The sequence below is a fragment of the Pararobbsia alpina genome, assembly GCF_965118125.1.
GTDB lineage: Bacteria > Pseudomonadota > Gammaproteobacteria > Burkholderiales > Burkholderiaceae > Pararobbsia > Pararobbsia alpina_A.
Map to the genome: position 1 here is coordinate 1440515 of NZ_OZ221288.1, position 24902 is coordinate 1465416.

Sequence of the window (24902 nt, forward strand, 5' to 3'; positions counted from 1 at the left end):
CTGAATGGCTCGACTCGATATGCATCAAAAGGTGTTACGTTTTGCTGGAGAGCAAAGCATGGACTTCCGACACGACCGCCGCCCCTTCGCCAACTGCAGACGCCACGCGTTTGATCGAGGTCGCACGCACATCGCCCACGGCGAACACCCCGGGCACCGTGGTCTGGAACGCTGCGCGCCGGCCCGTCTCAGGGTCCTCTTCGCCACGCCCGGTGATCACAAAACCCTTGTCGTTCAGTTCGACTCCACAGCCCTGGAGCCAGTGCGTGCAAGGGTCGGCTCCGGTGAAGAGGAACAAGTGCCGCGTATCGATCGTGGTCGTCCCATGCGGCGAGCGAACGCGAACCTGTGTCAGGCCATCCTCATCGCAATCGAGCGCATCGATCGTCGAACGCAGATGAATCGACACGTTCGCCAATGCCGAGACCCGATCGATCAGGTAGCGCGACATCGTCGCCGAGAGGTCATCGCGACGAATCATCACGTGCACATGCGCCGCGTAACTTGCCAGAAAGACGATCGCTTGCCCGGCCGAATTGCCGCCGCCGACCAGCACCACTTCCTGACCCTGACACAAACGGCCTTCGATCGACGAAGCCCAGAAATAAACACCTCGCCCGGCAAGCTTCTCGAGCCCCGCGATATCGGGCCGCCGATAGGTGGCGCCCGACGCAATGACAATGGTCCGCCCTTTGATACGCCTGCCATCTTTCAGGGCGATCTGAAACGGCGTGCTCTGGCAATCGAGGCCGACCACTTCGCTCTGGATCACGATCTCGGCCCCGAACTTCACGGCTTGCTCAAAGGCACGGCTCACTAGAACGTGTCCGGATATGCCGGTCGGAAATCCGAAGTAGTTTTCGATGCGGGCACTGGCGCCGGCCTGTCCGCCAAACGCCCTGCAGTCCAGAACAAGGACGGAAAGCCCCTCCGATGCCGCATACACCGCGGATGCGAGGCCAGCGGGGCCGGCTCCGACGACCACAGTGTCATAGACCCGTTGTTCGCTCACATCGCCGACCACGCCCAGCGCCACGGCCAATTCCCGCTCGCCGGGATCACGCAAGATACGGCCGTCCGCAAGAATCACGGCGACTTCGGGATCGGGTTGTGTATCGGTCGATTTAAGAAATTCGGCGACGCCCGGGTCCGTCGATGCGTCCAGCACTCGGTACGGGTGATTGATACGACGGAGGAAGTCCGACAGCGCGAGCACGCTCGGCGATGCCGGCGCCCCGACGATGACCGGACCGATCTGGCCTTGAATCAGGCCGACTCGCCTGAGAATGAACGCGCGCATGATCTCGGACCCGAGCTGCGCTTCCGCAATCAACAGCGCGCGAAGCTGATCGGGCGGAACGAGGATGGCGTCCACATCCGTTACCGCCACGGCGTCGACCAGATAAGGCTTGCCGCTCAGCGTCGCGGTCTCGCCGATGAACTGGCCGGCCGACACCTCACGCACGGCCTGCGAAAGACCCAGGCCATTGCGGACCACCAGATGCACCGCCCCGTTCACCACGACCCACATGCCGTGCGTACGTTCTCCGGTCTGGAACAGCGGCTCGCCTGCGCGAAAAGCCATGCGCTGCCCGAAACGCGCGATCTTCGCGAGCCGCGCTTCGGTCAGGACCGGATACATCTGATAGTGGCGTCGCTCAACCTGCACGCGTTGGGCGGCCTCTTCGATTTCGTAGTTCTCAGGTAGAGACTTGTCGGCAGGTATCGGCATGGCATCAGTCTGCAAGCGGCAAAGAGCAGCGCTGATTGTGCACGGATCCTATCCAGTTTTCAGTCGTGCGCTGACCTCGAGCGGCGGCTCTACCAATGCCCCCGCGCTTTCCATCGATTTGCTGAAATCCATCCGGCGTGAGTCGGCGATGGCGCGCGGGTCGAAATTCTCATCCAGCATGACACCCCAGATTTTCCGCATCTGCATGCCGATGTTACCCGCGTCATACAAAGGAAACACCGCGGCTTCACGCAGGAATTTCTCCATCGGGTGCTGCCGGTCGAGCGCGTTGACACCCATCACCTGAAGCGCGCGAAAGACGGCAGTAAAGAGCGTCTCGCCGCAAAAGATTTTGGCCATCGCGCCGACCGCGTGCCCGTCCGAGTTGAACAGATCAAGGTAGTGCGCGGCTTTCCATGAGAACGCGCGACATGCTTCGATCTTCATCGCGATGTCGGCGAGCATGTAGCCCACCGCCTGATGATGGATCAGCGGCATGCCGCCACCGGCGGTGCGCGTCTTCGACCATTGCAGGACGAACTCGTAAGCGGATCGTGCGACACCCACCGCTGCAATGGCCGCAACCGGGCCGGACCAGGTAAACGCCTTGCTGATGACAAGATCCCCATCGCCAACGGCAAAGAGATTCTCTTCCGGAACGCGGCAATCATTGAAGGTGATCGTATTGTTCTGGCACAAGCGATGACCGAGCTTCGATATCGGTTCGCCATAGGTGACGCCCGCCGTTCCTCTCGGGATGATGATGGCGCTCAGTCCCTCGCGGCCGCCCTTGGTCGAATCTGTGCGAACGATGCATACATTTACATCCGCGCCCATCAAATCCCAGCCACCCGCATTGCAGGGCCAGTACTTTTTTCCGTTCAGCACGTACTCGCCACGCGACTTGTCATGCTTGGCGATCAGGCCCATGCCCGCGGGACGCGCGCCGGGATGATCGAAGTTGGCCGTGCCTCCTGTTTCATCGACGGGCTCGCTCACGGTCCATCCGGCGAGATATTCGCCGCGCGGATCGCTTGTCGCCTGATTCAGCCATTTCTTCTTTTGTGCGGCGGAGCCAAACCAGACCAAGGGCATCAGTGCGAGACCGTTGACCAGCAGCACCGTCGCAAAGCCGGGATCGACCGCCGTGATCTCTTCGGCGACGATTTGCAGGTCCAGATTGCTGATACCCCCGCCTCCGTAGTCCTTAGGCAGGAACCCGGTTGCAAAGCCCAGTTTGTAGCACTCGAGATAAGCGCCCTTCATCAAGGCGAAGGCTTTTTGCGTGTCGGGCTCCTCGTCCGCTTTCTTGACCAGCGGCTGAAGAATCTCGAGCGCGAATTCGCGCGCATTACGCTGCAACCTTTGTTGAGCGGTAGTCAGAGTGAAATCGATCGACATTGCAGGCCCGGTCTGTGTTCGGGTTGCTGATTAGCGCGTCGGTTAGTGTCTGCCTGGCAGACGAACGATCCCGTTCGAGCGTCTGACCTTCGCGCCGCCGTATTTCCTTAGCCCTGCCCTTAGCCGAATCTTTAGCCCGATCCTGTCATGCGCTGCACATAGATCGGCTCATCGTCCATCGCGCCGCGTGGATTAAAGCCATCGGCCGCCAGCACACCCTCGACCCGGCGCCGCTGCATCGTCATGTTGCCGGCATCGAAGATCGGCAGCAAAGCGGCGTCGTGAAGATTTCTCGTGAAGCTGTATTGACGTTCAGCGTTATGCGCACCCACGATCTGCATGCACTTGAACACGCAGTCGAACATGATCTCGGTGACATTGAGCTTGCACATCGCACCAAGAATTTCCGCGTGGTCCTCGTGCTTGTCCAGATAGTCGGCCGCGCGCCAAGCGAAATACCGCGCCGATTCGATCTTCGCCGCGACTTCGCCCAACACGTAGCCCACATTGCCGAACTGCGTGATCAGCGGGATCGATCGGCCCGAATATCGCTTCGACAATCGCAGCGCCACTTCATATGCCGCACGTGCCACCCCGGCTGCTGCAATTGCTGCCACAGGACCGAACCACGCAAAATTCCGATTGATCACGACATCGCCGCGGCTTTCGGTCGCGCGAAGCAAGTTTTCAACGGGGACCTCGGCGTTGTTGAACTCAATCAGCGCGTCGGTCGGCTTTCGGGAAACGCCGTCTGACGCGAAGCCACAGGTCACGCCTTCCGTACCGCGCTCGACGACGATCGCAGAGAGCCCTCGCATATACCCGATCTCCCGGCCTGTGCGCGCAATCACGATCTGCGAATTCGACCCAAGCCCATCCCAACCTGCGCCCGATGACCACTTTTTCCGGCCGTTCAGGACGTAGTGGTCGCCGCGCAGTGTCGCGGTCAATCCGATGCCGGTGGCCGCTAAAGGATTCTCGGAGATCGTCGTCGCCTGAGGCTCACCGGAAGGTTCGGCGGCCGTCCAGGCTGCGAGATATTGCTCATCCGGATCAGAGGTCGCAGCACGCACGAACCGGCGCTTTTGCGCTTCGTCTCCGTACCAGACGATCGGCATGAGTCCGAAGCCGTTGCATAACACGGTGCAGGCAAAGCCCGGATCAATCGCAGAGATTTCTTCGGTCGCGATCGTGAAATCCAGGCACGACAGGCCTGCACCGCCATAGGCCGACGGCAACATCGCCGTAGCAATGCCTTGTCGATAGGCTTCGATATAGGCTGATTTCCGTTTGACGAATGCGCTGATCAGGTCGAGCTCTGAGTCCGCGTCGTGGATCGACGACGCGAGAACGGACTCGGAGAATGTGCGTGCCTTGACCTGTATCGCCTTCTGGGCGGCAGACATCGTGAAGTCGATTGTCATCTGGAGCCTCCTGAGGGACCGCAGGCAACAATGGGTTGCTGTGCGACTCGAAGTGGATCTGTGTCGTCAGCATAGGCAGGGCTTTTAACGCTGCCAATTGTCAAAAGTGTCGAAAGCCGGGACTGTTACAAATTAGCGGCCGACGCCCGGAAGACGCGTCAGGACACAGGTATTTCAGGCGCAGAATGCCGGGCAGCCGAAAGATTTTGGACAGAACGGAGCACCGAACCTTTCTGGGTCGTGTTCTCGCAAGCATTCACCCAACACGGATCTTGGATCTCGGGTCTCCGGCCGGGGACTGCTTGGGAGCTGCGTCAAGCAAACGGCTTGAATCGAAACCGGCAGGTATCGCCACCGCGTTGCATGCACGTCAGGTGCTCGACTTCGGTGCCCATCAGCCCCGAGAGGAAGCCGATGTCGAAGCGGCACACTTCCGGGTAATCCTTGGTGAGGTCGTGATACACGCAGTTCGTGCATTCGACGCGGGCGAGCTTCGATCCTTCCGCGGGATCAATCTCCGACGCGCGGAACCCCGCCTCGTTCATGATCTTGACGGTTTCGGTGATCCGCTCGGAGCGCGTTTTGCCGACCAATCGCGGTATCAGCGCGGCCGAGGTCTTCATGCCCAGATCGAACATATAACGATCGAGTCGCTGAGGACCCAGCTCCTGCCGTAGCGTCGACACGAGCAAGGCCGAAAACCATGAATACTGCTTGGGGAAAAGATTGGTGCCCTCTTGCGTCAGCACGTAGATCTGAACGGGACGGCCACCGGTTTTGCGCGGAAAACTCTTTTGAATGTAATTCCGGGTTTCCAGAGCAATCAAATGCTGATTGACCGCCGTCCTGCTGACGCCCACCGCCGCAATGATTTCATCGACCGTCATGCCGTTCTTGTGTTCAAGAAGCTGGTCCAGAATCCCTTGCCGGGTGCCGGACATCGGATCGGTAGCCATAACGGTGTATGTCGGAATGGAGATCTGCCCAAATCACTCAAGAAGAATACACCTTCGATAGGGCGACGACAGTCGGGATTCCTGTCGAAAGAGTATCGAGGCATTGCTGCGCAAAGCGGGGTGCATCCGACGGCCCTGTCAGAAGCATGGCGTGGCATGATGGGCTCACAGGGCGCCCTTCGGTGATCAGCGCTTCGACGTACTCGCCAGTCACTTAATAAAGCAACGAGCGACGCTCGACGCTTGCTCGCGCGGCGCTCAGTCCTGCTACAGTCCTGCGTGATATTTCCTCGCGCGGAGCTGTAGACAAAATGAAAGGTTTCAAGGCAGCCATCACAACGACATTGCTGTGCATTTCAACGCTCGGTCCGACACTGGGTCACGCGGCCGATCAACCCGCACCGGCGTACCTGACCGCATCCGCAGCGGCCAAACTCGAAAATGCCTCGACGATTATCGAAGGTGCAACCGGCGACAAGGTCAAATCGACGATCTATGTGTTTATGGATCCGAACTGCATTTTCTGTCACTACGCGTGGGAAGCGTTCCAGCCCTACGAAGCCGTTGGTCTGCAAGTGCAATGGATCCCGATGGGCTTTCTGAAGCCCGATTCGCTGGGCAAGGCCGCCGCTCTGGTCGACGCTAAGGACAGCGCTGCACTGTTGCGTGAAAACGAAGTGAAGTTCGTCGAATCGACGGAATCGGGCGGCATTCAGCCGGCGAACCCCGTGTCGTTCACCGCGCAATCGAAGCTGACCAAGAATATCCATATCTTCCAGGACATGGGTTTCGACGGCACGCCGACCATCATCTATAAGACCGCCGACGGACGCTGGGCCGACACGAGCGGCATGCCGTCGCTGAAGTCTTTGCCCGCGATGCTCAATCTGCCCGAGCAAACCGAAAGCGCGTCGCTCGCGCGTTTCCGCTGACACGAAGACAGGGGCGTTATAGCCGAGAGGTTTTGAGTACGGGTCGCGTCTCGCGACCCGCTCATTGCTGCATAACCCCGGCAACCGATTACGCCGGATGCGCGACCGACGCACGTGCGTCGACCCTCTCCTTCCATGCGCGCAACGCCGAACACTCTGCCGGCACGTCAATCTTTGCGAAGTTTGCGAAGAGCAGGCCCGCCCACACGGTGATGTCGGCCATCGAGAACGCATCGCCCGCGACATACGGTTGCGTACTCAGCACGCTGTCGAAGTACCGCATGCCGGCGACCGCCCTTTCCCCCTGAAGCTTGCCCCAATCCGCACGCCCAGCCCATTGCGGCTGCTTGAATTCGCGTAGTGCGTCGCCCAACCCCGGGGTCGCATGATGGAAGTAGACCCCGATCGCATCGATCAGCTCGGACTCAGCTCGCTTTTGCATCATGTGAATCACGCCCTTGTCTCGCGCCGTCTTCCCCGTGAGGATGGGGTTGCCATCAAGATTGTCGAGGTACTCGGTAATCGCCGTGCATTCGGCGATGCGAGTGCCATCGTCAAGCTCGAGCACCGGCACGGTCCCTGTCGGGTTGATTTTCAGAAACGCGGCTTGCTTGTGTTCGGCAGCCGGCAAGTCAACTTTGACGAACTCCACGCTCGAAGCAAGCTGCTTCTCCGCCAGCACGATGCGGATACGCAGCGGATTCGGGAATCCCGGAATGTCATAGATCTTCATCTCTAGCCCTCGTTCGATAGGTTACTTACCAACCGCTAAGTAAGCGAGTTCGAATCCTAGAGGCTGCCGCGCCGCCGTGTCAACGCTTACTTATCGATAAGTAAGCTTACCTACCGAGTGGTAAGTGATCTGCTATGATCGCGCGCATGGATACTCTCGACACAAAGGGCCGGATACTTGCGGTGGCGCGCCGCATGGTGCAGGCCCACGGGTACAATGCGCTCAGCATTCGTGAGGTGGCAACCGAGGTCGGCATCAAGGGGCCTGCGGTGCACCATCACTATCCGACCAAGGGCGACCTTGGCGCAGCGCTCGCGCGGCAATACAGCGACGACGCGCAGACCTATCTCGATGGCTTGCTGGAACGGCAGAAGAGCGAGCGCACGCAGTTCGATGACTACATCAAGATTTTTCGGGCCGCACTCGAGAACGACAACCGTATGTGCCTGAGCGGCATACTGGCGGCCGAACACCACGATCTGCCGGACGCGGTCAAAGTCGAGGTCGAACGATTTATGGATATCAACGTCGAGTGGCTCACTCGCTTGCTGTCGCTCGACGCTGAGAGAAAAGACAAGAAGGCCAACAAAGCTCGCGCCATGGCGATCTTCGCTGCAGTCGAAGGTGCGCAACTCATCGCGCGTGGAAGGGCCGATATCCGGATCTTCGACGAGACGCTGCGTGCTTATCGGACCAACGGGTTGATTCCCTGATTGGGACGCGATGTAGGAGAGCGCGCACGAAAACGCGTCAATGCGAAAGTACTGCGAAAGTTCAACGCCAGTAAGGCTGCCGACTGCGTCTGGCTGCATTGAAACCCATGCAGCCGGCGGTTAGCGTCGTAGGAGTATCAGCGATTCCACGCGGCGTTTTGCAAGACAATCCTGTAGCCGTCCGGATCCTCAAACGTCCGACCCGATACGTCCCAATACGGATTGAACGACGTGACAGACCGAAACCCATTGTGGGTGAAGCGGTCACATGTTGATTGCCATACCTGTTGATCAGGAAGGTAAAAGACCAACAAGTCCTCGCTGGTTGGAGTTGGCACCACCGGAAGTTCGCCGCAATACGTGAACTCGAAGTGATAGGCCGCGCCCGCACTCCCGAGCATCACACCGTCGAATCCCTCGTGGTTCTCGAATCTCGCCAGCACGGCGAGCTCAAGCGCGGCGGAATACATACGCTCAGCACGAGCGAGATCACTAACAGGACGAGCGATTCTGAGTTGTGTCTGCATGATGGGGCAGTGACGAGATGTTTTTTAAAGGCGTTCAATCTGCTCTGTAATTTGACCGCGTGACATTGTCGCCTAAGTGTCCCGTCAATCTCGCGAACCGGCCCTTCGCGCCTCGCTTCTACACCGAGGCTTTCACATCGACTCGCGCTGTGCGCAATCCTTGACTTCGTCCAGACGCGTGCAGAGATTAAACCACGGCAATTGTGCAGCGGGCTGCTGCACAATTCAGCGGCAATCCGATCCAGTTGCAACAGGTGCTTCTGCAATGATTGCCAGTAGACCTCGATTGCCCTCCGAGAGAACCTTCGAGAAGCTCTCGATCGATTGAAACCATACTTTCGGATCGTTTGGCGACGGCTTGACCTGCCCACTGGCAATGGCGATCGTCCAAGCCTTGAATTGCGCCGGAGACATGATGCCTGCCTTCAATGTCTTCTTGATCATTGCTCACCCCGGATTTTCAGAAACGTCTTAACGTCTTTCTAGAATTCTGTGACCAGCGCGCTGGCGCTGGAGTCGTCGTAGAACAGTACCTGCGCTCCGGCGTGAACATGATCGAACCGAAGCTCGCCGTCAGGATGCCCACGCTTTCGGCGCGCACATCCTGACTGAAGCCTTGTTCCTCGTCTTGACCATTTCGATCGTATCGACGATGTCGAGGCCCTCGATGACCTTGCCGAACGCGCAACAACCCCAGCGTTGCAGCGTCAAGGATCGGAACAAAGAATTGGTTATTTGCGGGCTCGTTGCGAGCAGGCAAACGCGCTGCCGCGATTGTCAGTCTCGTGCAGTCTGCCAAGGTCAATGGCTCGCGGCTACCTCAACCTCTCGTGCCAGTCAGTCTGCCAAACACGATGCCCTATTTGGCGCAAATGACATCAACGCCGTCGCGTATTCCCGTATCCATCATCCGAGCCCATCGCTAGACTCAAACGCATCTCGGGTCGCGAACGCAACCCCGTTACGAGGATTGCCGATCGTCGAACCGCAGTCGCCTTGAACTTGAATACTGGGCGTATGCCTCTCCTACTTAGGTAAATGTGATGAGCAAAAAAGTACTTGTCTCCGGTGCAACGGGTGCCACGGGGCTGGCCACAGTCCGCGAATCGATTGCGCTCGGACTTGATGTCCGCGCAATGGTACGCGCCAAGGATGCGCGTTCCGAGGCTCTGGAGAAGCTCGGTGCCGAAGTGGTCATCGGTGATTATTTCGATATCGACAGCATCTGTGCCGCCACGCAAGGGGTGGAGGCTGCGTACTACTGCTACCCCGTCGCGCCCGGCCTACTTAACGCGACGGTAAATTTCGCACAGGCGGCCAGGGAAACGGGCATGAAGGCTGTGCTCTATCTGTCGCAGCGCTCAATAAACCGCAATTCGACAAGCCACTTGTGCCGCGATGGCTACATTGCCGAGCAAGTCCTGAACTGGTCGCGACTGCCGGTGATCCATCTGCGTCCGACCATGTTCCTCGACTGGCTCCTCTACCCGACGCAATTGCGGCACTTGCGGCAGGGCATCCTGAGCATGCCGGTAGGTAAAGGTCGGCATTCGCCAATCGCTTCCAGTGATCAAGGCAGGGCAATCGCCGCGCTCCTCAAAGATCCTGAAGAGCATATCGGTACATCCATTGATCTTTCCGGGCCAGTCGAGATGGACCACGAGCAGATCGCCGCCGAACTATCGAAGGCGCTTGGGCGCAAGATTGTGTTCCAGGATGCTTCGCTTGACGAATACTGCACCGCCGCCGAGAACGCAGGTATGCCGCCGTATCTCGTCAATCATTTTCGCGGCGGTCTCCTCGACTATCGCAATGGCCATATGAGTGGTGCGGACAACAACATCGAGAAACTCACCGGCCGCCGCCCGATGACCGTCGGTGAATTTGCTCGCGCTCACGCCGACCTGCTGAATGGCAACTAAATCACTGTTTAGGCGCGGCGCGAACGCGAGGCTCGACTACTGACGGGCGAGGCGATTGCAGGAATGATCGCTCACGAAGTCAGGCAAGCGCCCCCGCTCTCGCTGCGTCTCCGCATTGACTCCGAGTAGAGCTCGATTGCGCTCTCCTGCAGGCTGCACTCGCGAACTAGGTGGCATCGGTCGAGCTGCGTTGAAATGACCGTCTGCCTGACCGCTCACCGAACCAACAGCGAAATCACGAGAGTGAGTCCGTTGCGTATGGCGTGCACAGCACACGTGACCGCAAACGGGCGACCGTTCCGTGCGTCCTCTATATCGAAGACCAGAGCGAATACCAGACCCGCCGCCACGCCGAACACGACGTAAGCGCCGCTGTAGTTGTGTGCCAGTCCAAAGGCGAGCGCGGAAACGCAGATCGCAACGCGGGTGTCGCAACCTAACCGACCAAGCAATCGAAGACATCCCCATTGAATAACGGCGGTCTCGATGAGGGGCGCGGCAATACAGCCAAGCAGCACCATTTTGAGCGCATCATGCCGCCCCCAAGCTGGACCACCGAGGGGCTCCACGGTGTTCGACAGCATCGAGTAAATGGCCGACGGCAATACAGCCAAGTATGTGCAGATTAGCGCGAGTGCTATGAGTTTTGACGTGGGAAGTTCGTATAACCAAACTCCAACCTTCTTCGCTTGAAATTCGAGTCTTTCCGCCATAGGCAATCTATTCGTAATCGAACGCACTACGCGATGGTATACGACCGTTCAGCCGCATTGCCGAGCGTCACAAACAAATCCTTTCTACCCGCACGGCCGTCGATTGTTGCGTTAGGCCGGAGCGGGTTAAAGATTTACTCCAGCACGCCGATAAGCTAAAAGAAAACTCGGAAAGCATTTTAAAACCTCTGCCTCCCGCACCATTCCAACAAAGAAACCAACCAATGAAGGCGAAGCGACTCCTGACATGTCTTTTGGCCACACTGATTCTGGCCTCTTGCGCTGCACCGCAGCCTAAACTGGATTCTTCGAAGCTCGCAACGGTCAGGACGATTGCTGTCGCGGTCCCGCATCGCGCGCACTACTCCGCGGCCTCGAGCAGCGGCCCCATTGTCATTCCCGGTGCCGGAGTGATCGCGGCCGCGGTTGGTGCCGCAGTCTCCGGGGGAATCAATGCATCGACCGACAAAAAGGCGCTGACATTCGACGAAGTCGTGTCCGCGAAGCTTGGCGACACGCACTTCAGCCGTCGATTTGTCGATGCGGTGGAGGCCGAACTTCGAGTCCAAGGATACACGGTTAGTGAAATCGATCTTTCCCAGGAAGGGTTGAAAACCGAATTCGATCGGAATACCTGGTCGTTCAAACTGACGGGGCCACAAGGGTACAAGGCTGCCGATGCCATTCTCGTTGCCAACGTAGGCGAGGCCTACTTTGCACCGGGGCCGTTAAATTCGTTTACCCGCCAGATCAATGGGGGGATCGATATCTATAAAGCAGACACGCTGGAACCCATCTTCACCAAACGCCTGTCCTTTTTAAAATTCACCGACCCGTATAGCTACGCTACCTATCAAGGCATCGTAGACGATCTTCCACATGCAATCCAAGGGTTGGACGATGCGGCGATGAGTCTAATCCCCGGTTTCTCTGCATCGTTGAGCGCAACGCGCAAGAACGCTATCGCAAGCGGCACGCAAACCGAAACCAGAGCCCAATAACCCAATCAACGCGTTGCGGAACATTACACAAAAGGCTCCCCGGGGAGCCTTTTTAAATCGTAGTGCACGCCCTGAATGCGTCAATGACCGATGTGGGTCGCTCATCAGCCCGCATGCTCAAGATGCTCCCCCAACCTCTCCAACATCGCATCACACCGGGCCAATTGCTCAACACTCAAGAACTCATCAGGCTTGTGCCCCTGATCCATGCTGCCAGGCCCGCAAACAACGGTGGGAATGCCTGCTTCGACGAATAGTCCACCTTCCGTCCCAAACGCGACGGTGCCGAATGCATCGGATCCCGTCAGCATCGCCAATAAGCGCGCCGCATCGCTGTCATTCGACGTCGCAAGCGCGGGGTAGGCATTCAACGGCGTGACCTGTATATCCGTATCGGGCTGCACGGAACGCATCCTCGGCAGCAGTTCGTCGTCGACGTAATCCTGCAGTCGGTTCGCCACCGAATACGCATCGAAGCCAGGCATCGCCCGCACTTCAAAATCGAATTCGCATTCCGCCGGCACGATATTCAGCGCACGACCGCCTTTGATCACCCCCGTCTGTACTGTCGAGAACGGCGGATCGAATCGCGCGTCGTGATGCTCGGGCTGCGCGAGCGACTCGCCGATCTCTTCGAGCCGATTGATCATCCGTGCCGCGTACTGAATCGCATTGACGCCGTAGGGTGCATACGCGGAATGGCACGCGGCGCCTTTGACGTGACACCGCATTGCCAGCTTGCCCTTGTGCCCGAGCACCGGCTTAAGTTCGGTCGGCTCACCGATCAGGCACAACCGTGGCGCATGCGCACGCTTTTGTAGTTCGGCCAGCATCGGCCGCACCCCCACGCAACCCACTTCCTCGTCGTACGAGAACGCGATATGCACTGGTGTATTCAGCGATCGCCGCAGAAAACCGGGCACCGCCGCAAGCACTGATGCAATGTAGCCCTTCATGTCGGCCGAGCCGCGCCCATAGAGGCGCCCGTCGCGCTCGGTGAGCTTGAACGGATCGACGGTCCATTTCTGACCGTCGGTAGGCACCACATCGGTATGTCCTGACAGCACGATGCCACCGCGATCGCGCGGTCCGATCGTGGCGAACAAGTTCGCCTTGGTACGTTCGGCGTTGTAGAAGAGCTCGCTCTCCACGCCCAGTCCGGTCAGATACTGCTGGATAAACGCGATCAGTTCGAGATTGGAATCGCGGCTGACCGTTGCAAAGCTAATCAGTCGCTCGAGCAACGCGCGGCTCGAATAGTCACTCATCACCTGGTACTCCATAGCTCGGCGCAGCAGTCGGATTCAACGCACGCGCGATGTAGTCGAGCATCTGCGGTCGATAGGCCTGCCACAAACTCTCGAGTTGTCCGATCGGATCGTCTTCCGCCCAGTCGACACGCAAATCGACGACCGGCCAGACTTGTTTGTCGACGATCTTGAGCGCGGCCGAATGCACCGGACCCGCTTCGCCTCCGGCCGCGAGTGCGGCCTGCATCGCGGCCAGCAGCCGGTCGGCAAGAGCGCCGCGAGTGGCTTCAAACGCTGTCACCATCGCCTCGATCACTTCTTTGCCCGACAGCATATTCCCCGCAGCGACGCATTGCTCGCCCCTGACGGCGTTATGCACGCCGAGCGCCTGTTCGCCGGTAAAAGCGAAGGTTCGACCCTGACTATCCACCGTCGTGACCTGCCGGTACGCTCGCCACTCATCCGCCTGCAACGCGCGCTCGACGGCCAACGTCGGATCGATCGCTTCATGTTCGAGTAAATCCAGCACCTGCGGACCCAACGCGGGCAACGTCACGTTCTGCGTGGCAACCGCGCCAACGCCCGCGCGCACCCAGGGGCAACGTGCGCCCACTGCAATGCTCGACGAGCTGATCGCGATGCCAAGCTGACCCGTTTCCGCGCAACGTCCGACGATCGAGAAGGTCATATGCAGCTCCTTAGGCCTGAGCGGGTGTCCAGCCGTCCGGAATCACGGCGATGACGTCGATCTCCATCAGCCATTGCGGTTGCCCAAGCGCGCTGACGACCAGGCCCGTGGAAATCGGATAGACGCCCTTTAGCCACTTGCCGACTTCCTGATACACCGGCTCACGATAACGCGGGTCGATCAGATAGGTTGTGGTCTTGACCACGTGAGACAGATCGCTGCCCGCTTCCTCAAGCAACTGCTTGAGGTTCTTCATGGCCTGCTCGGCCTGCGCACGCGGATCGCCGAGTCCGACGAGGTTGCCTTCGAAATCCGTTCCGACTTGGCCGCGCACGTAGACGGTGTTGCCTGCGCGCACGGCCTGGCAAAGGTCGTTGTCCAGCGACTGGTTCGGATACGTGTCCTTCGTGTTGAACATGCGAATGCGGGTATGCGTCGGCATCGGTTGACTCCTGATAGTTCGATTCGTTGTTCGTGCTATTCGTGAGATTCGGCGAGCGGCGCGTTTGCCGCATCGGTCGAAGCATGCTCGTGCGCGCGCTGCGATGCATCGCGATACTCGAGGTATTTGCGCTGCGTGACGATGTGATCGGCGATATGCCGGGCGTCATGCCAGACGCCCCAGATAAATGACGAGCCGCGCCGCGAGAGCCATGGCAGGCCAAGGAAATACACACCCGGCTCGGCGGACACGCCACGCTGATGCTTCGGCTTTCCTTTTTCATCGAAGGCGTCGACCTTTAGCCAGCCGAAATCGACCGCGTAGCCGGTGGCCCAGATAATCGTGCTCACACCGGCTTGCACGAGATCGAGTTCGCGAAGCGGGTTCGTCACGCAATCCGGATCCGCCGGCACGATCCGCGCTTGCGGATCCTCGGGAAGATCGATGCCGTTGCGCGCGATATAAGCGTCCGCAGCGTCGAGCAAGGCCATGAGACTTTCGTCGCCACGCGCCAGATTGAACGCGAGGTCCTGTTCGAACGTCGCGACTCCGCCTTCGAACGACTTCGTCAGGCCAACCAGCGTGATGCCCTGATGCGCAAGTCTGCGGAAATCAATCGTCTGCCCGCCGTAGGCGCCACTCACGGCGATGGTGACGTGCTCGCGCCCCGGACCCGCGACTTCCTTGTCCCATTCGCCCAGCACACCCAGCCACCAGCAGAAATCGCGGTTGCGATACGCGCGCGGCGGCCGGTCATGCGCGCCGACCGACAGATACACCGTGCGCCCTGCGCGCTGGAGTTCGTCAGCGATCTGCACGCCCGACGAACCCGCGCCGACGACCAGCACGGCGCCGTCGGGCAATTGCGCGGGGTTACGGTATTCGGCGGAGTGAAGCTGTGTGAGTGTCGCGTCTTTAGGCGCAATCGGCGGAATCACAGGGCGCTGAAACGGCCCCGTCGCCACCACCACGCGACGCGCTTCGATGACGCCGTCCGAGGTCTCAACCGTAAATCCGGGGCGTCCCTTCTGTCGCGCAACGCTTTTGACCTCGACGCCCGTGCGGATCGGCGCGTTTAGTTTGCGCGCATACGATTCGAAGTAATCGGCAACCTGATCCTTGGTCGCGAAGGCATCCGGCCCCAGTCCTTCAAACGTCATCCCGGGAAACCGGTCATGCCATGCCGGACCGTTCGCCACCAGCGAATCCCAGCGGCACGTGCGCCAACGCTCGGCGATCCGGTTACGTTCGAGCACGAGATGCGGTACGCCCATCTTGCCCAGGTGCTCGCTCATCGCAACGCCAGCCTGACCGGCGCCCACCACCAGCGTGTCGATCGACAATGTTTCAGCCGTCATGGCTGTCTCCTTCCGAAATAGCAGTTCGATGAGGTCAAGCTTCAGGCGACGCGATGCGTCGCACGGACAACGATGTCCGGCGCGTTTGGACAGAATGTACGTCTCGCAGTGCATACGAAAAAATACATTTAAAAAATGCCATGCATTGTTTTTTGCTATGCAAGCATCTCGATCACGGGCGAAGATGGCGTTCAACGAAACTCGAGGAGTCGCCGGGATGGAGGGCAATTCGGTGCGGTATTCGCTGCGTCAGCTGCGATATTTCGTCGTGACGGCGGAAACGCTGTCGTTCACCGCTGCGGCAAGACGGCTGCATATTTCGCAGCCCTCGATCTCGACCGCGCTCGCAGATCTCGAGGAATCGTTCGGCGTGCAACTATTTATCCGGCACCATGCAAGCGGCCTGTCGCTGACGCAGCCCGGCCGCGACTTGCTTGGCCATGCGCGCAATCTGCTTAAGAACGCCGAGGAACTCCAACTGACCGCGAGAGAAATGGACGGCGGCATGTCCGGCGCGATTTCGCTCGGCTGTATGGTGTCGCTCGCACCCCCGCTGATGCCCGGCATCATCAGCCGCTTCGTGCGCGACCACGCGGCCATCACGTTTCGTACGACGGAAGCGCACCAGGACACGCTGCTGAGCGGACTGCGCGATGGATCGCTCGATATTGCGCTGACCTATAGCCTCGACATTACCGATGGCATCACGTTTACACCACTGCTTTCCTTGCCGCCTTACGTCATCCTTCCTAAAACGCATCGCCTCGCGCGTGCGCGCAAGGTCTCGCTCGCGGATTTGCTGCCAGAACCTTATGTGATGCTGGATCTGCCGCACAGCCGCGAGTATTTCTCGGCGCTGTTCGATGCAGTCGGAAGCCGGCCTGTGGCGGCGTTCCGCTCGTCGCAGCCCGAGGTGGTGCGGGGTATGGTCGCAAACGGCTTGGGCTACAGCATTCTGAATTTCCCGCTCAAGTCGAGTCGTACCGTCGATGGCGAAGACTTCGTGATTAAGCGTTTCAAGGAGAACGTGAACGCCACGACGCTCGGCATCGCGACGTCGAGCAGCATGAAGCCGCGCGAAGTCGTGCGGCGCTTCTCGACGTTTTGTGAAGGGTATATCCGCCGTCTGCATATCGATTCGTAACGGCTGCAAGCACCGCACCACGGGCATAACGAGGCTAAAGGACGACGCTGCATAGCCCGGCCCTATCCAATGCATCCGAAAACAATGTTTTGACTTGTAAATTGGATTGTTAAATTGGAGTCATCGCCACGCTTTTGCTGACCCGGAGGCCGCATGGCAGCCTTTCCAGTTTCGACGGATACGGAGCCCGACGTCGTGAGCGCGTTGCGCGCAAACTGCGAGCGACCGTTCGAGGATGCGCGGGCCATGCCCGCGGCGGTCTACACGTCGGAGGATTTTCTCGCGCTGGAGCAGCGTGATGTGTTCCGCAACGAATGGCTATGCGTAGGCCGCGTCAGCGCGCTCGCCAACCCCGGAGACTATCTGACCGCACAGATCGACGACCAACCCGTTGTCGTGCTGCGCGACACACAGGGCTCGCTGCGCGCGTTTTCAAACGTCTGTCTGCACCGGATGTCGATCCTGCTTGAAGGGCGTGGCAATGTGCGGCGCATCGTTTGCCCCTATCACGCATGGAACTACGCGCTGGACGGCACGCTGGCAGGCGCGCCGATGATGGATCGTCAGCCGGGCTTCTGCAAAGAGCAGTACGCATTACCCAACGTGCGCTGTGAGACATGGCAGGGCTGGATCTACGTGACGCTCAACGCGCATGCACCGTCAGTGAGCGCGCAGCTTGCCGAGTTAAGCACGCTGATCGAACCGTACGGGATGACCGATTACGTCGAGACGTTTCACGAAGAGCACGTGTGGGATACCAACTGGAAAATCCTCGCGGAAAACTTCATGGAGAGCTACCACTTGCCGATGCTGCATCGCGCAACCGTGGGACCGCATTCGAAGCTCGAGGAGATGGAATGTCCGCCGGGTCGGCCTGCATTCAACTATCACTGGATTACCAAGGAAGCATCGCTGCCGATCGGTAACGCGCATCCGGACAACTCGCGCTTGCAGGGCCATTGGCGCCGCACGACGGCACTTCTCGCCATCTATCCGACGCACCTGGTCACGCTGACGCCCGGTTACTTCTGGTACCTGATTCTTCAGCCCAAGGGCGTCGGGCAAGTACATATCCAGTTTGGTGGCGGCCTGGCACCCGAATTCGTCAGCGACCCTAAAGCCGCCGACTATATGGCCACGCTCAAGACGCTGCTCGACGAGGTCAATGCCGAAGACCGGCGCGGCGTCGAAGCCGTGTTTCGAGGGGTGCATGCGCCCTTGGCAAAGCCCGGCCATCTGAGTCCGCTCGAGCGGCCCAATTACGACTTCGCGCGGTACCTCGCGCGAAGCATCGGCGCGGCGTGACCTCGGTCGCCCCTCGCGTGGACAGCCTATCCTCTGCCGACCCTTCCATGTCAAGCCAACCGTTTATTTCTTTCGCGGGCGTCTGCAAGTCGTACGACGGCGTCCATAACGTCGTCGAAGGGCTCGATCTCGATGTCGCGCGGGGTGAGTTCGTATCGCTGCTCGGTCCGTCCGGCTCGGGCAAGACCACGACCCTGATGATGCTTGCGGGCTTCGAATCGCCGACGCGCGGTGAAATTCGTCTCGCCGGCAATCGGCTGGACGACAAGCCACCGCATCGACGCGACATCGGCATGGTGTTCCAGAACTACGCGCTGTTTCCGCATATGACGATCGCCGAGAACGTCGCGTTCCCGTTGTCCGTGCGCAAGATGAGCCGCAGTGAACAGAAGGTACGCGTACAGCGCGCGCTGGACATGGTCGAACTGTCGCATCTCGGCGCGCGGCGTCCGGCGCAATTGTCAGGCGGGCAGCAGCAGCGCGTCGCACTCGCCCGCGCGCTCGTGTTCGAACCGAGTGTCGTGTTGATGGACGAACCGCTTGGCGCACTCGACAAGCGGCTGCGCGAAAGCATGCAATACGAAATCATGCGGCTCCACCGCGAACTGTCGCTGACCATCGTCTACGTGACGCACGATCAGAACGAAGCACTGACGATGTCGGATCGCGTTGCCGTATTCTCCGACGGACGCATCCAGCAGGCCGCCGCACCGACGGAACTCTACGAAAACGCAGCCAATGCGTTTGTCGCTAATTTTGTTGGGGAGAACAACGGGCTGCTTGGCCATGTGGTGTCGACGCAAGGCGAATGGGCCGCGCTGCAACTCGCAGACAACAGCACCGTGTATGGTCGCGCGGGGGCAGGCCTCGCGACGGGCGATACGGCGATGCTCGCGTTGCGCCCCGAACGCGCCCACATTGCCGCGACCCCCGCTTCCGTGCAAGAGGCTGCGCAACAGGACATGAACGTCGTGCATGCGCTGGTGCAGGAACTCGTCTATTGCGGCGATCATCACCGCGTGCATCTGAAACTCAGCCACGGCGAAACCGTCGTCGTGAAGGTCCCGAATACACAACATCGAGATCTGCCCGCGCTGGGTCGTCAGACCGCCGTCACCTGGCGTCGCGACGATTGCAAGGTGCTGCCCGCCACCGCCGCAGCCCTGAATGCCATTACGCCGCAGGACAGTGCCGGTTTCTCCACTTCGTCGTCTTCATCGTCCGATTCGCCCCTCATCGCAGGAGTCAACTAGAAATGAAAACCAACGTCCCTTTGTTCACGACCACCCTCGCTGCGTGCATGCTTGGCGCGTTTGCCGCGAACGTGGCACAGGCGGCCGATACCCTGTCCGTCGTCACATTCGGCGGCGCCTATGAAGCGGCCGCAAAGAAGGCCTGGTTCGAGCCGTTCACCGCAAAGACCGGTGTGCAGTTCGCGACCGAGTCGTATGACGGCGGCCTCGCCAAATTGCAGGCGATGGAACAGGCCAAGAATCCGACATGGGATCTGATCGACCTCGAGACCAACGATGCGATCACGGCGTGCGACGAAGGCCTGCTTGCGAAGTTCGACAAGAAGTCGCTGGGCAACACGAGTGATTTCCTGCCGGGTTCGCTGAGCGAGTGCGCGGTGGCGGCCATGGTGTGGTCAACCGTCTATGCCTACGACACCAGCAAGCTCAAAACTGCGCCGACGAGCATCAACGACTTTTTCGACCTGAGCAAATTCCCCGGCAAGCGCGGCATGCGCAAGTCGCCGAAGGTGGCGATGGAATGGGCGTTGATCGCCGACGGCGTCGCACCCAAGGACGTCTACAAGGTGCTGGGTACGCCGGCGGGTGTCGATCGCGCGTTCAAGAAGCTCGACACGATCAAGTCGAGCATCGTCTGGTGGGAAGCCGGTGCGCAAGCACCGCAGCTGCTTGCCGACGGCGCGGTCGTGATGACGCAGGCCTATAACGGTCGCATCGACGACGCCGTGCATAAGGACAGCAAGCCGTTCAAGGTCGTCTGGGACGCACAAGTCTACGACTACGAATGGTGGGCAGTGGTGAATGGCGCGAAGCACGCCGACGCGGCGAACAAATTCATCGTCGCCTCGTCGACGCCGCAAGCCTATGCCGACCTGTCGAAGTACATCGCTTACGCGCCGCCGCGCAAGGATGCGATTCCGTTGATCGACAAGGCTCGACTGAATGATCTGCCGACCGCGCCCGCGAACTTCACGCGTCCGTTGCAAATCGACGCGACCTTCTGGGCCGACAACGCGGATGCGATCAACAAGCGCTTCCAGAACTGGCTGACGCAGTAATCGGCGTCATCAGAGATCGATCAGACCGACATCGGAGAGACGCGCGACAATGAATACGCCGCTGCCTTCCACGGCCCCCTTTCGCCGAGACGCACCTGCCGCGGACCGCGCATCGTTTCGCGCGGCTCGCCGCAAGGCGGCGGTGCAAGCGCTGTTACTCGCCTTGCCGTTGCTGATCTTTCTGCTGGCGACCTTTGTGGCGCCGATCGCAAGCCTGTTGGGACGGAGTGTGCAGAACCCGGAGGTTCGCGACGGCATGCCGCAACTCAGCGCGGCGCTCGCAGGCTGGAAAGGTCCGGACGTACCGGGCGAGGCTGCATTCGCGGCGCTCGCGCATGATTTGAAGGGCACCGGAGAAAACGGCCAGCTCGGCAATATCGCGCGCCGCATGAACTTCTATCAGCCGGAGTTCCGCAGTCTGTTGTTCAAAACAGCACGTGCTACGCGTTCGCAAACGCCGGATCAATGGAAGCCTGCGCTGATCGATCTCGATGCGCGCTGGAACGAACCGGAGACCTGGCGTCTGCTCAAGCGTGCATCCGTCTCGCCAACGCCCGACTATCTGCTCAACGCGGTCGACGCCCACGTGGCGCCGGACGGCTCGGTGGCGCCCGTCGCCGCCGACAGCGCGGTGTATCGCGCAGCGTTCGCACGCACCGTGGCGATCAGCGCGACCGTCACCGTGTTGTGCCTGCTGTTTGGTTATCCGGTTGCGTATCTACTCGCGACATTGCCGGAAAAGCAAAGCAGCCGTCTGATGCTGTTCGTGATCGTACCGTTCTGGACTTCGCTGCTCGTGCGTACCACCGCGTGGTACGTATTGCTGCAGCCTGGTGGCGTGATCAACAGTGCGTTACTCCATTTCGGCATCGTGAAGCATCCGTTGCCGCTTGTGTTCAATCGGACCGGCGTGCTGATCGGCATGACGCACATCCTGTTGCCGTACATGATCCTGGCGATCTACTCGGTAATGAAGAACGTGCCACCCGTATATATGCGCGCGGCGAAATCGCTCGGTGCGCATCCGGCCGTGGCGTTCGTGCGCGTCTACATTCCGCAGACACTGCCGGGTGTCGGTGCGGGTTGTTTTCTGGTGTTCGTGCTCGCGCTGGGCTACTACATCACGCCTGCCCTGCTCGGTGGCGCCGGCGACGAAATGATCAGCCAGCTCATCGCGTCGCAGACCAACGATCAGCTCAACTGGGGGCTTGCGGGTGCGCTGTCGTGTTACCTCGTTGTGTTCACGGCCGTGTTCTATTTCATCTTCAATCGCCTGGTCGGCATCGACCGGCTGAGATTCGGATGACGCGCGATTGCAGCGACGCAGCTCCGGGTAGGTATCGCTAATGCAGAGGTGGAGAGTGAGATGAAAGACGGACATACGCGGCTGCTTTCCGAACGTATCGCCGCCATCGCAGTGCGCGTGCTCTGCGTGATCGTTTTCGGTTTTCTGGTTGCGCCGATTCTCGCCGTCGTGCCGCTGTCGTTCAATTCGGGCTCGTTCTTTTCTTATCCGATGCAGGGCTTTTCACTGCGCTGGTACGAGCAGGCGTTGAGTTCGCCGGATTGGCAGCGTGCGTTTGCCAACAGCATCGGGATCGGCCTGGCATCGACGCTGATCGCCACAGTGCTTGGCACGCTCGCGGCGCTCGGATTGAGCCGGACGCAGTTCCCGTTTCGTTCGATCATCATGCCGATACTCGTGTCGCCGATGATCGTGCCGATCGTGGTGGTCGCGGCAGGTTTCTATCTGGTGTTTGCACCGCTCGGGCTGGTCAATTCGTATGTCGGCGTCGTGCTTGCGCATGCCGCGCTGGGAACGCCGTTCGTTGTGATTACCGTGACGGCTTCGCTGTTGTCGTTCGATCAGAGCTTGTTGCGAGCGGCTTCGGGACTGGGCGCGCCGGCGTGGGTCGCCTTCCGGCGCGTGACGCTCCCGTTGATCACGCCTGCAGTCGCGACAGGCAGCGTGTTTGCCTTTGCGACATCGTTCGACGAAGTGATCGTCATTTTGTTTATCGGCGGCCCGGATCAACGCACGGTGCCACGTCAGATGTGGAGCGGGATTCGTGATCAGATCGATCCGTCGATCCTGGCGGTGGCGACTTTGCTGATGGTGTTCGCGATCGCGCTGTTTGCGTGCATGAACTGGTTGCGCAAGCGCGCAGCGGCTGCGAGTAGTGCCTTTGCTTGAGGGCGTGCTTGAGTGGAATATCGGGCGATCGCTCGATACACTTCCGGTTTCCCCGGAACCACTGCTTTGGCCCACCCATGAGCGACATCATTTTCCGCACCGCGCGACTGACGGATCTGCCCGAGATTGTCGGGCTGCTAGCAGACGATCCACTGGGTAGCCAGCGAGAGACCGTGAGCTCGCCCGTGGATGAAAGATACGTCGCGGCGTTTAAGGCGATAGACGTTGATCCGAATCAGCGGCTCGTAGTCGCTACCGATGCGGAAGCCGTGATCGGCACACTGCAACTGTCGTTCATCCCCGGCATTGCGCGAAGAGGCGCGTGGCGAGGGCAAATCGAAGCCGTTCGAATCGCTGCCCCGTTTCGTAGCACGGGAATCGGTCAGCAGCTATTCGAATGGGCGATCTCGGAGTGCAAATCGCGCGGTTGCCAACTTGTTCAATTGACAACGGACAAGGGCCGGCCTGATGCCCATCGCTTCTATGAAAAGCTTGGGTTCGTTGCCAGCCATGAGGGGTACAAGCTGCAGCTTGCAGGTTAAGGCGATTCCGCTCTTCGCGTCGCCGCCTGAAATTCCGAGGGCTATATTGACGCCCCAACTTCGTGGGCAAGCTCTCGTGCGCCCAGTGTCTAGCCTGCAATCAGGTTAAGGCCCCCGCAGTGCGTCCGCCGTTCTCCTCGATGCCCACGCTTTCTCGATCAGTTCAAGCCCTCGCTCGATCTCGGCTGCGCCAGTCCTTCCAAACGCAAAGACAAGAATATCGCTCGCCGACCCCGTACTAGAGAACTGATTGCCTTCGTATATCCCGACACCCTCTGCCTCTGCGAGTCTGCAGAGTGTTCTTGCATCGCAGCCGTTAGTTATGCGAGCGGCGACATGCATGCCACAAGTAGATGCCAAGGCAACTACGTATTGCCGAAGTCGTGTACCGATTCCGTCTAGCAACGCTGTACGCCGCTTGCCGTACTCAAATCTCATTCTATGCAGATGCGTCGCGAAATCTCCGCTGGACATGATTGCCAGTAGTGCGTTTTGCGCATAAGACGACGTCTGCCTGTCGACGACCCATTTGGCACGATGAAGACTGTCTCTTAGCCAGGGCGGAGCGACGATATATCCAATGCGGAGCGCGGGCGCGAGTATCTTGGAGACAGATCCGACATAGATGACGCGCTGCGCAGCGTCTTCTGCCTGAAGGCAGCGTGATGGGGCAGCACCGTGATAAAACTCACAGTCGTAGTCATCCTCAATAACAAAAAAATCCTCCCGTGCGGCACGATCGAGCAGCTCCCGACGCCTTGATCCACTCAGCGCGACACCGAGTGGAAACTGATGATTCGGAGTGCAATAGACGCCTGCGATCCTGGATGGCACTTCATCGACCTTGAGGCCGTTATCGTCCACGCCAATGTGACATAAGGCGGCGCCAGCGAGTTTCGCTGCGTGGCCAATCACGGGGTAACCCGGATCTTCGACGGCAAGTGATCTTCCCGGTTCAAGTAACAGGCGACATAGCAGGTCCATGGATTGGTGCATCCCGCTTGTGACTACGATATCGTCGGGGCCGCATCGGACAGATCGGGATTGGCGAAGATACGCCGCAATCCGCTGTCGCAAAGGTAGCTCACCTGCAGGATCGCCGTATTGGCAGAGCGCGGCCGTCACAGCATCGCGACTTTGTGCGGGCCGACGGTACCGGAACAGCCTCTCCGCGTCGGACGATACGACGCCCGGGCGGAAATCGACGACAAGAGACGAAGATGGCAACTCTGGCAGAGCCTGAGGAAGTTGTCCCGCCCAGGCCGAAAGCGACAGCTGTCCTGACGCGGCGCGCGCGCTCGTCAAAGCCGCTTCGACCTTCGAATGCAAGGCCGGTTGGGGCCGCACAAACAGTCCCGAGCCTGCGCGTGCTTCCAGCCAACCTTCTGCGATCAGCGCAGTCGTAGCTTCCCGAATGGTATTTCGCGCAACTCCGAGCTCGAGCGCCCACACGCGCGACGCCGGTAACCGCTGGCCAGGCTTCAGACGCCCGTCCCGAAGTGCCGCATAGATGCCTTCGTAGACGCGCTGTTGCATCGGACCGTTGTCGCCGAGTTCAATCAAGAGATCAATCAATGTGTCTTCCGTGCCCTGTCATTGCGGGAATGCGTCGGA

At 59.7% G+C, this 24902-nt stretch carries 24 protein-coding genes; 11 read left to right on the top strand and 13 right to left on the bottom strand.

Annotation, left to right across the window (positions count from 1 at the left end):
- Nucleotides 1-34 precede the first annotated feature (34 nt).
- The 4 genes from ACMFWR_RS24500 to ACMFWR_RS24515 form a co-directional block, all read right to left on the bottom strand.
- Entirely contained in the window at nt 35-1732 is a 1698-nt protein-coding gene (locus ACMFWR_RS24500) for an FAD-dependent oxidoreductase (RefSeq protein ID WP_413194973.1), read from the bottom strand.
- Nucleotides 1733-1780: 48 nt separating this feature from the next.
- Nucleotides 1781-3133, bottom strand: a complete 1353-nt coding sequence (locus ACMFWR_RS24505; protein WP_413194974.1) for an acyl-CoA dehydrogenase family protein — start codon at nt 3131-3133, stop codon at nt 1781-1783.
- A gap of 131 nt (nt 3134-3264) precedes the next feature.
- Complete coding sequence (locus ACMFWR_RS24510; protein ID WP_413194975.1) at nt 3265-4557, bottom strand: acyl-CoA dehydrogenase family protein; 1293 nt, start codon at nt 4555-4557, stop codon at nt 3265-3267.
- Between the two features lie 314 nt (nt 4558-4871).
- The gene (locus ACMFWR_RS24515; RefSeq protein ID WP_413194976.1) at nt 4872-5513 is read right to left on the bottom strand and encodes a helix-turn-helix transcriptional regulator; all 642 of its coding nucleotides are present in this window, start codon (nt 5511-5513) and stop codon (nt 4872-4874) included.
- 311 nt (nt 5514-5824) lie between these two features.
- Between ACMFWR_RS24515 and ACMFWR_RS24520 the strand changes: the two genes are divergently transcribed.
- Nucleotides 5825-6445: a thioredoxin fold domain-containing protein gene (locus ACMFWR_RS24520; protein ID WP_413194977.1), complete on the top strand. Its 621-nt coding sequence runs from the start codon at nt 5825-5827 to the stop codon at nt 6443-6445.
- Nucleotides 6446-6533: 88 nt separating this feature from the next.
- On the opposite strand, the gene ACMFWR_RS24525 is transcribed toward ACMFWR_RS24520, so the two are convergent.
- On the bottom strand, nt 6534-7178 hold the full coding sequence (locus tag ACMFWR_RS24525) for a glutathione S-transferase family protein (RefSeq protein ID WP_413194978.1): 645 nt from the start codon (nt 7176-7178) through the stop codon (nt 6534-6536).
- 134 nt (nt 7179-7312) lie between these two features.
- Here ACMFWR_RS24525 and ACMFWR_RS24530 point away from each other — a divergent pair, with 134 nt between their 5' ends.
- Nucleotides 7313-7891, top strand: a complete 579-nt coding sequence (locus ACMFWR_RS24530) for a TetR/AcrR family transcriptional regulator (protein ID WP_413194979.1) — start codon at nt 7313-7315, stop codon at nt 7889-7891.
- Between the two features lie 137 nt (nt 7892-8028).
- Here the strand turns inward: ACMFWR_RS24530 and ACMFWR_RS24535 are convergent, their stop codons facing one another.
- A complete protein-coding gene (locus tag ACMFWR_RS24535) occupies nt 8029-8418 on the bottom strand; it encodes a VOC family protein (RefSeq protein ID WP_413194980.1) in 390 nt (129 codons plus the stop codon).
- A 225-nt stretch (nt 8419-8643) separates the two neighbouring features.
- Nucleotides 8644-8862 carry a hypothetical protein gene (locus ACMFWR_RS24540; protein ID WP_413194981.1) on the bottom strand — a complete coding sequence of 73 codons (219 nt, stop codon included), beginning with the start codon at nt 8860-8862 and terminating at the stop codon, nt 8644-8646.
- Nucleotides 8863-9461: 599 nt separating this feature from the next.
- On the opposite strand from ACMFWR_RS24540, the gene ACMFWR_RS24545 reads away from it, so the two are divergent.
- Complete coding sequence (locus tag ACMFWR_RS24545) at nt 9462-10340, top strand: NmrA family NAD(P)-binding protein (protein WP_413194982.1); 879 nt, start codon at nt 9462-9464, stop codon at nt 10338-10340.
- Between the two features lie 215 nt (nt 10341-10555).
- Here the strand turns inward: ACMFWR_RS24545 and ACMFWR_RS24550 are convergent, their stop codons facing one another.
- The gene (locus tag ACMFWR_RS24550; RefSeq protein WP_413194983.1) at nt 10556-11053 is read right to left on the bottom strand and encodes a type II CAAX prenyl endopeptidase Rce1 family protein; all 498 of its coding nucleotides are present in this window, start codon (nt 11051-11053) and stop codon (nt 10556-10558) included.
- A gap of 254 nt (nt 11054-11307) precedes the next feature.
- Here ACMFWR_RS24550 and ACMFWR_RS24555 point away from each other — a divergent pair, with 254 nt between their 5' ends.
- Nucleotides 11308-12054 carry a hypothetical protein gene (locus tag ACMFWR_RS24555; RefSeq protein WP_413194984.1) on the top strand — a complete coding sequence of 249 codons (747 nt, stop codon included), beginning with the start codon at nt 11308-11310 and terminating at the stop codon, nt 12052-12054.
- A gap of 104 nt (nt 12055-12158) precedes the next feature.
- Here the strand turns inward: ACMFWR_RS24555 and argE are convergent, their stop codons facing one another.
- The 4 genes from argE to ACMFWR_RS24575 are packed head-to-tail and all read right to left on the bottom strand — an operon-like array spanning nt 12159 to nt 15792.
- Nucleotides 12159-13322 (bottom strand): acetylornithine deacetylase, encoded by a 1164-nt coding sequence (argE, locus tag ACMFWR_RS24560; RefSeq protein WP_413194985.1) that lies wholly within the window; start codon nt 13320-13322, stop codon nt 12159-12161.
- On the bottom strand, nt 13315-13992 hold the full coding sequence (locus ACMFWR_RS24565; RefSeq protein ID WP_413194986.1) for a DUF1028 domain-containing protein: 678 nt from the start codon (nt 13990-13992) through the stop codon (nt 13315-13317). Before ACMFWR_RS24565 ends, argE begins: the two co-directional genes overlap by 8 nt.
- A gap of 10 nt (nt 13993-14002) precedes the next feature.
- Nucleotides 14003-14434 (bottom strand): RidA family protein, encoded by a 432-nt coding sequence (locus ACMFWR_RS24570; RefSeq protein WP_413194987.1) that lies wholly within the window; start codon nt 14432-14434, stop codon nt 14003-14005.
- A 35-nt stretch (nt 14435-14469) separates the two neighbouring features.
- A complete protein-coding gene (locus tag ACMFWR_RS24575; protein ID WP_413194988.1) occupies nt 14470-15792 on the bottom strand; it encodes a flavin-containing monooxygenase in 1323 nt (440 codons plus the stop codon).
- 217 nt (nt 15793-16009) lie between these two features.
- Between ACMFWR_RS24575 and ACMFWR_RS24580 the strand changes: the two genes are divergently transcribed.
- From ACMFWR_RS24580 to ACMFWR_RS24610, 7 genes are all read left to right on the top strand, one after another.
- Nucleotides 16010-16936 carry a LysR family transcriptional regulator gene (locus tag ACMFWR_RS24580; RefSeq protein ID WP_413194989.1) on the top strand — a complete coding sequence of 309 codons (927 nt, stop codon included), beginning with the start codon at nt 16010-16012 and terminating at the stop codon, nt 16934-16936.
- A gap of 153 nt (nt 16937-17089) precedes the next feature.
- Nucleotides 17090-18241 (top strand): SRPBCC family protein, encoded by a 1152-nt coding sequence (locus tag ACMFWR_RS24585; protein WP_413194990.1) that lies wholly within the window; start codon nt 17090-17092, stop codon nt 18239-18241.
- A 47-nt stretch (nt 18242-18288) separates the two neighbouring features.
- Nucleotides 18289-19494, top strand: coding sequence for an ABC transporter ATP-binding protein (locus ACMFWR_RS24590; protein WP_413194991.1), 1206 nt, complete (start codon nt 18289-18291; stop codon nt 19492-19494).
- Between the two features lie 2 nt (nt 19495-19496).
- Complete coding sequence (locus ACMFWR_RS24595; protein ID WP_413194992.1) at nt 19497-20552, top strand: ABC transporter substrate-binding protein; 1056 nt, start codon at nt 19497-19499, stop codon at nt 20550-20552.
- Between the two features lie 49 nt (nt 20553-20601).
- Nucleotides 20602-21858 (top strand): ABC transporter permease, encoded by a 1257-nt coding sequence (locus tag ACMFWR_RS24600; RefSeq protein WP_413194993.1) that lies wholly within the window; start codon nt 20602-20604, stop codon nt 21856-21858.
- A gap of 60 nt (nt 21859-21918) precedes the next feature.
- Nucleotides 21919-22746 (top strand): ABC transporter permease, encoded by an 828-nt coding sequence (locus ACMFWR_RS24605; protein WP_413194994.1) that lies wholly within the window; start codon nt 21919-21921, stop codon nt 22744-22746.
- A 77-nt stretch (nt 22747-22823) separates the two neighbouring features.
- Complete coding sequence (locus tag ACMFWR_RS24610) at nt 22824-23288, top strand: N-acetyltransferase family protein (RefSeq protein WP_413194995.1); 465 nt, start codon at nt 22824-22826, stop codon at nt 23286-23288.
- Nucleotides 23289-23393: 105 nt separating this feature from the next.
- Here the strand turns inward: ACMFWR_RS24610 and ACMFWR_RS24615 are convergent, their stop codons facing one another.
- The gene (locus ACMFWR_RS24615; RefSeq protein WP_413194996.1) at nt 23394-24863 is read right to left on the bottom strand and encodes a PLP-dependent aminotransferase family protein; all 1470 of its coding nucleotides are present in this window, start codon (nt 24861-24863) and stop codon (nt 23394-23396) included.
- Between the last annotated feature and the right edge of the window lie 39 nt (nt 24864-24902).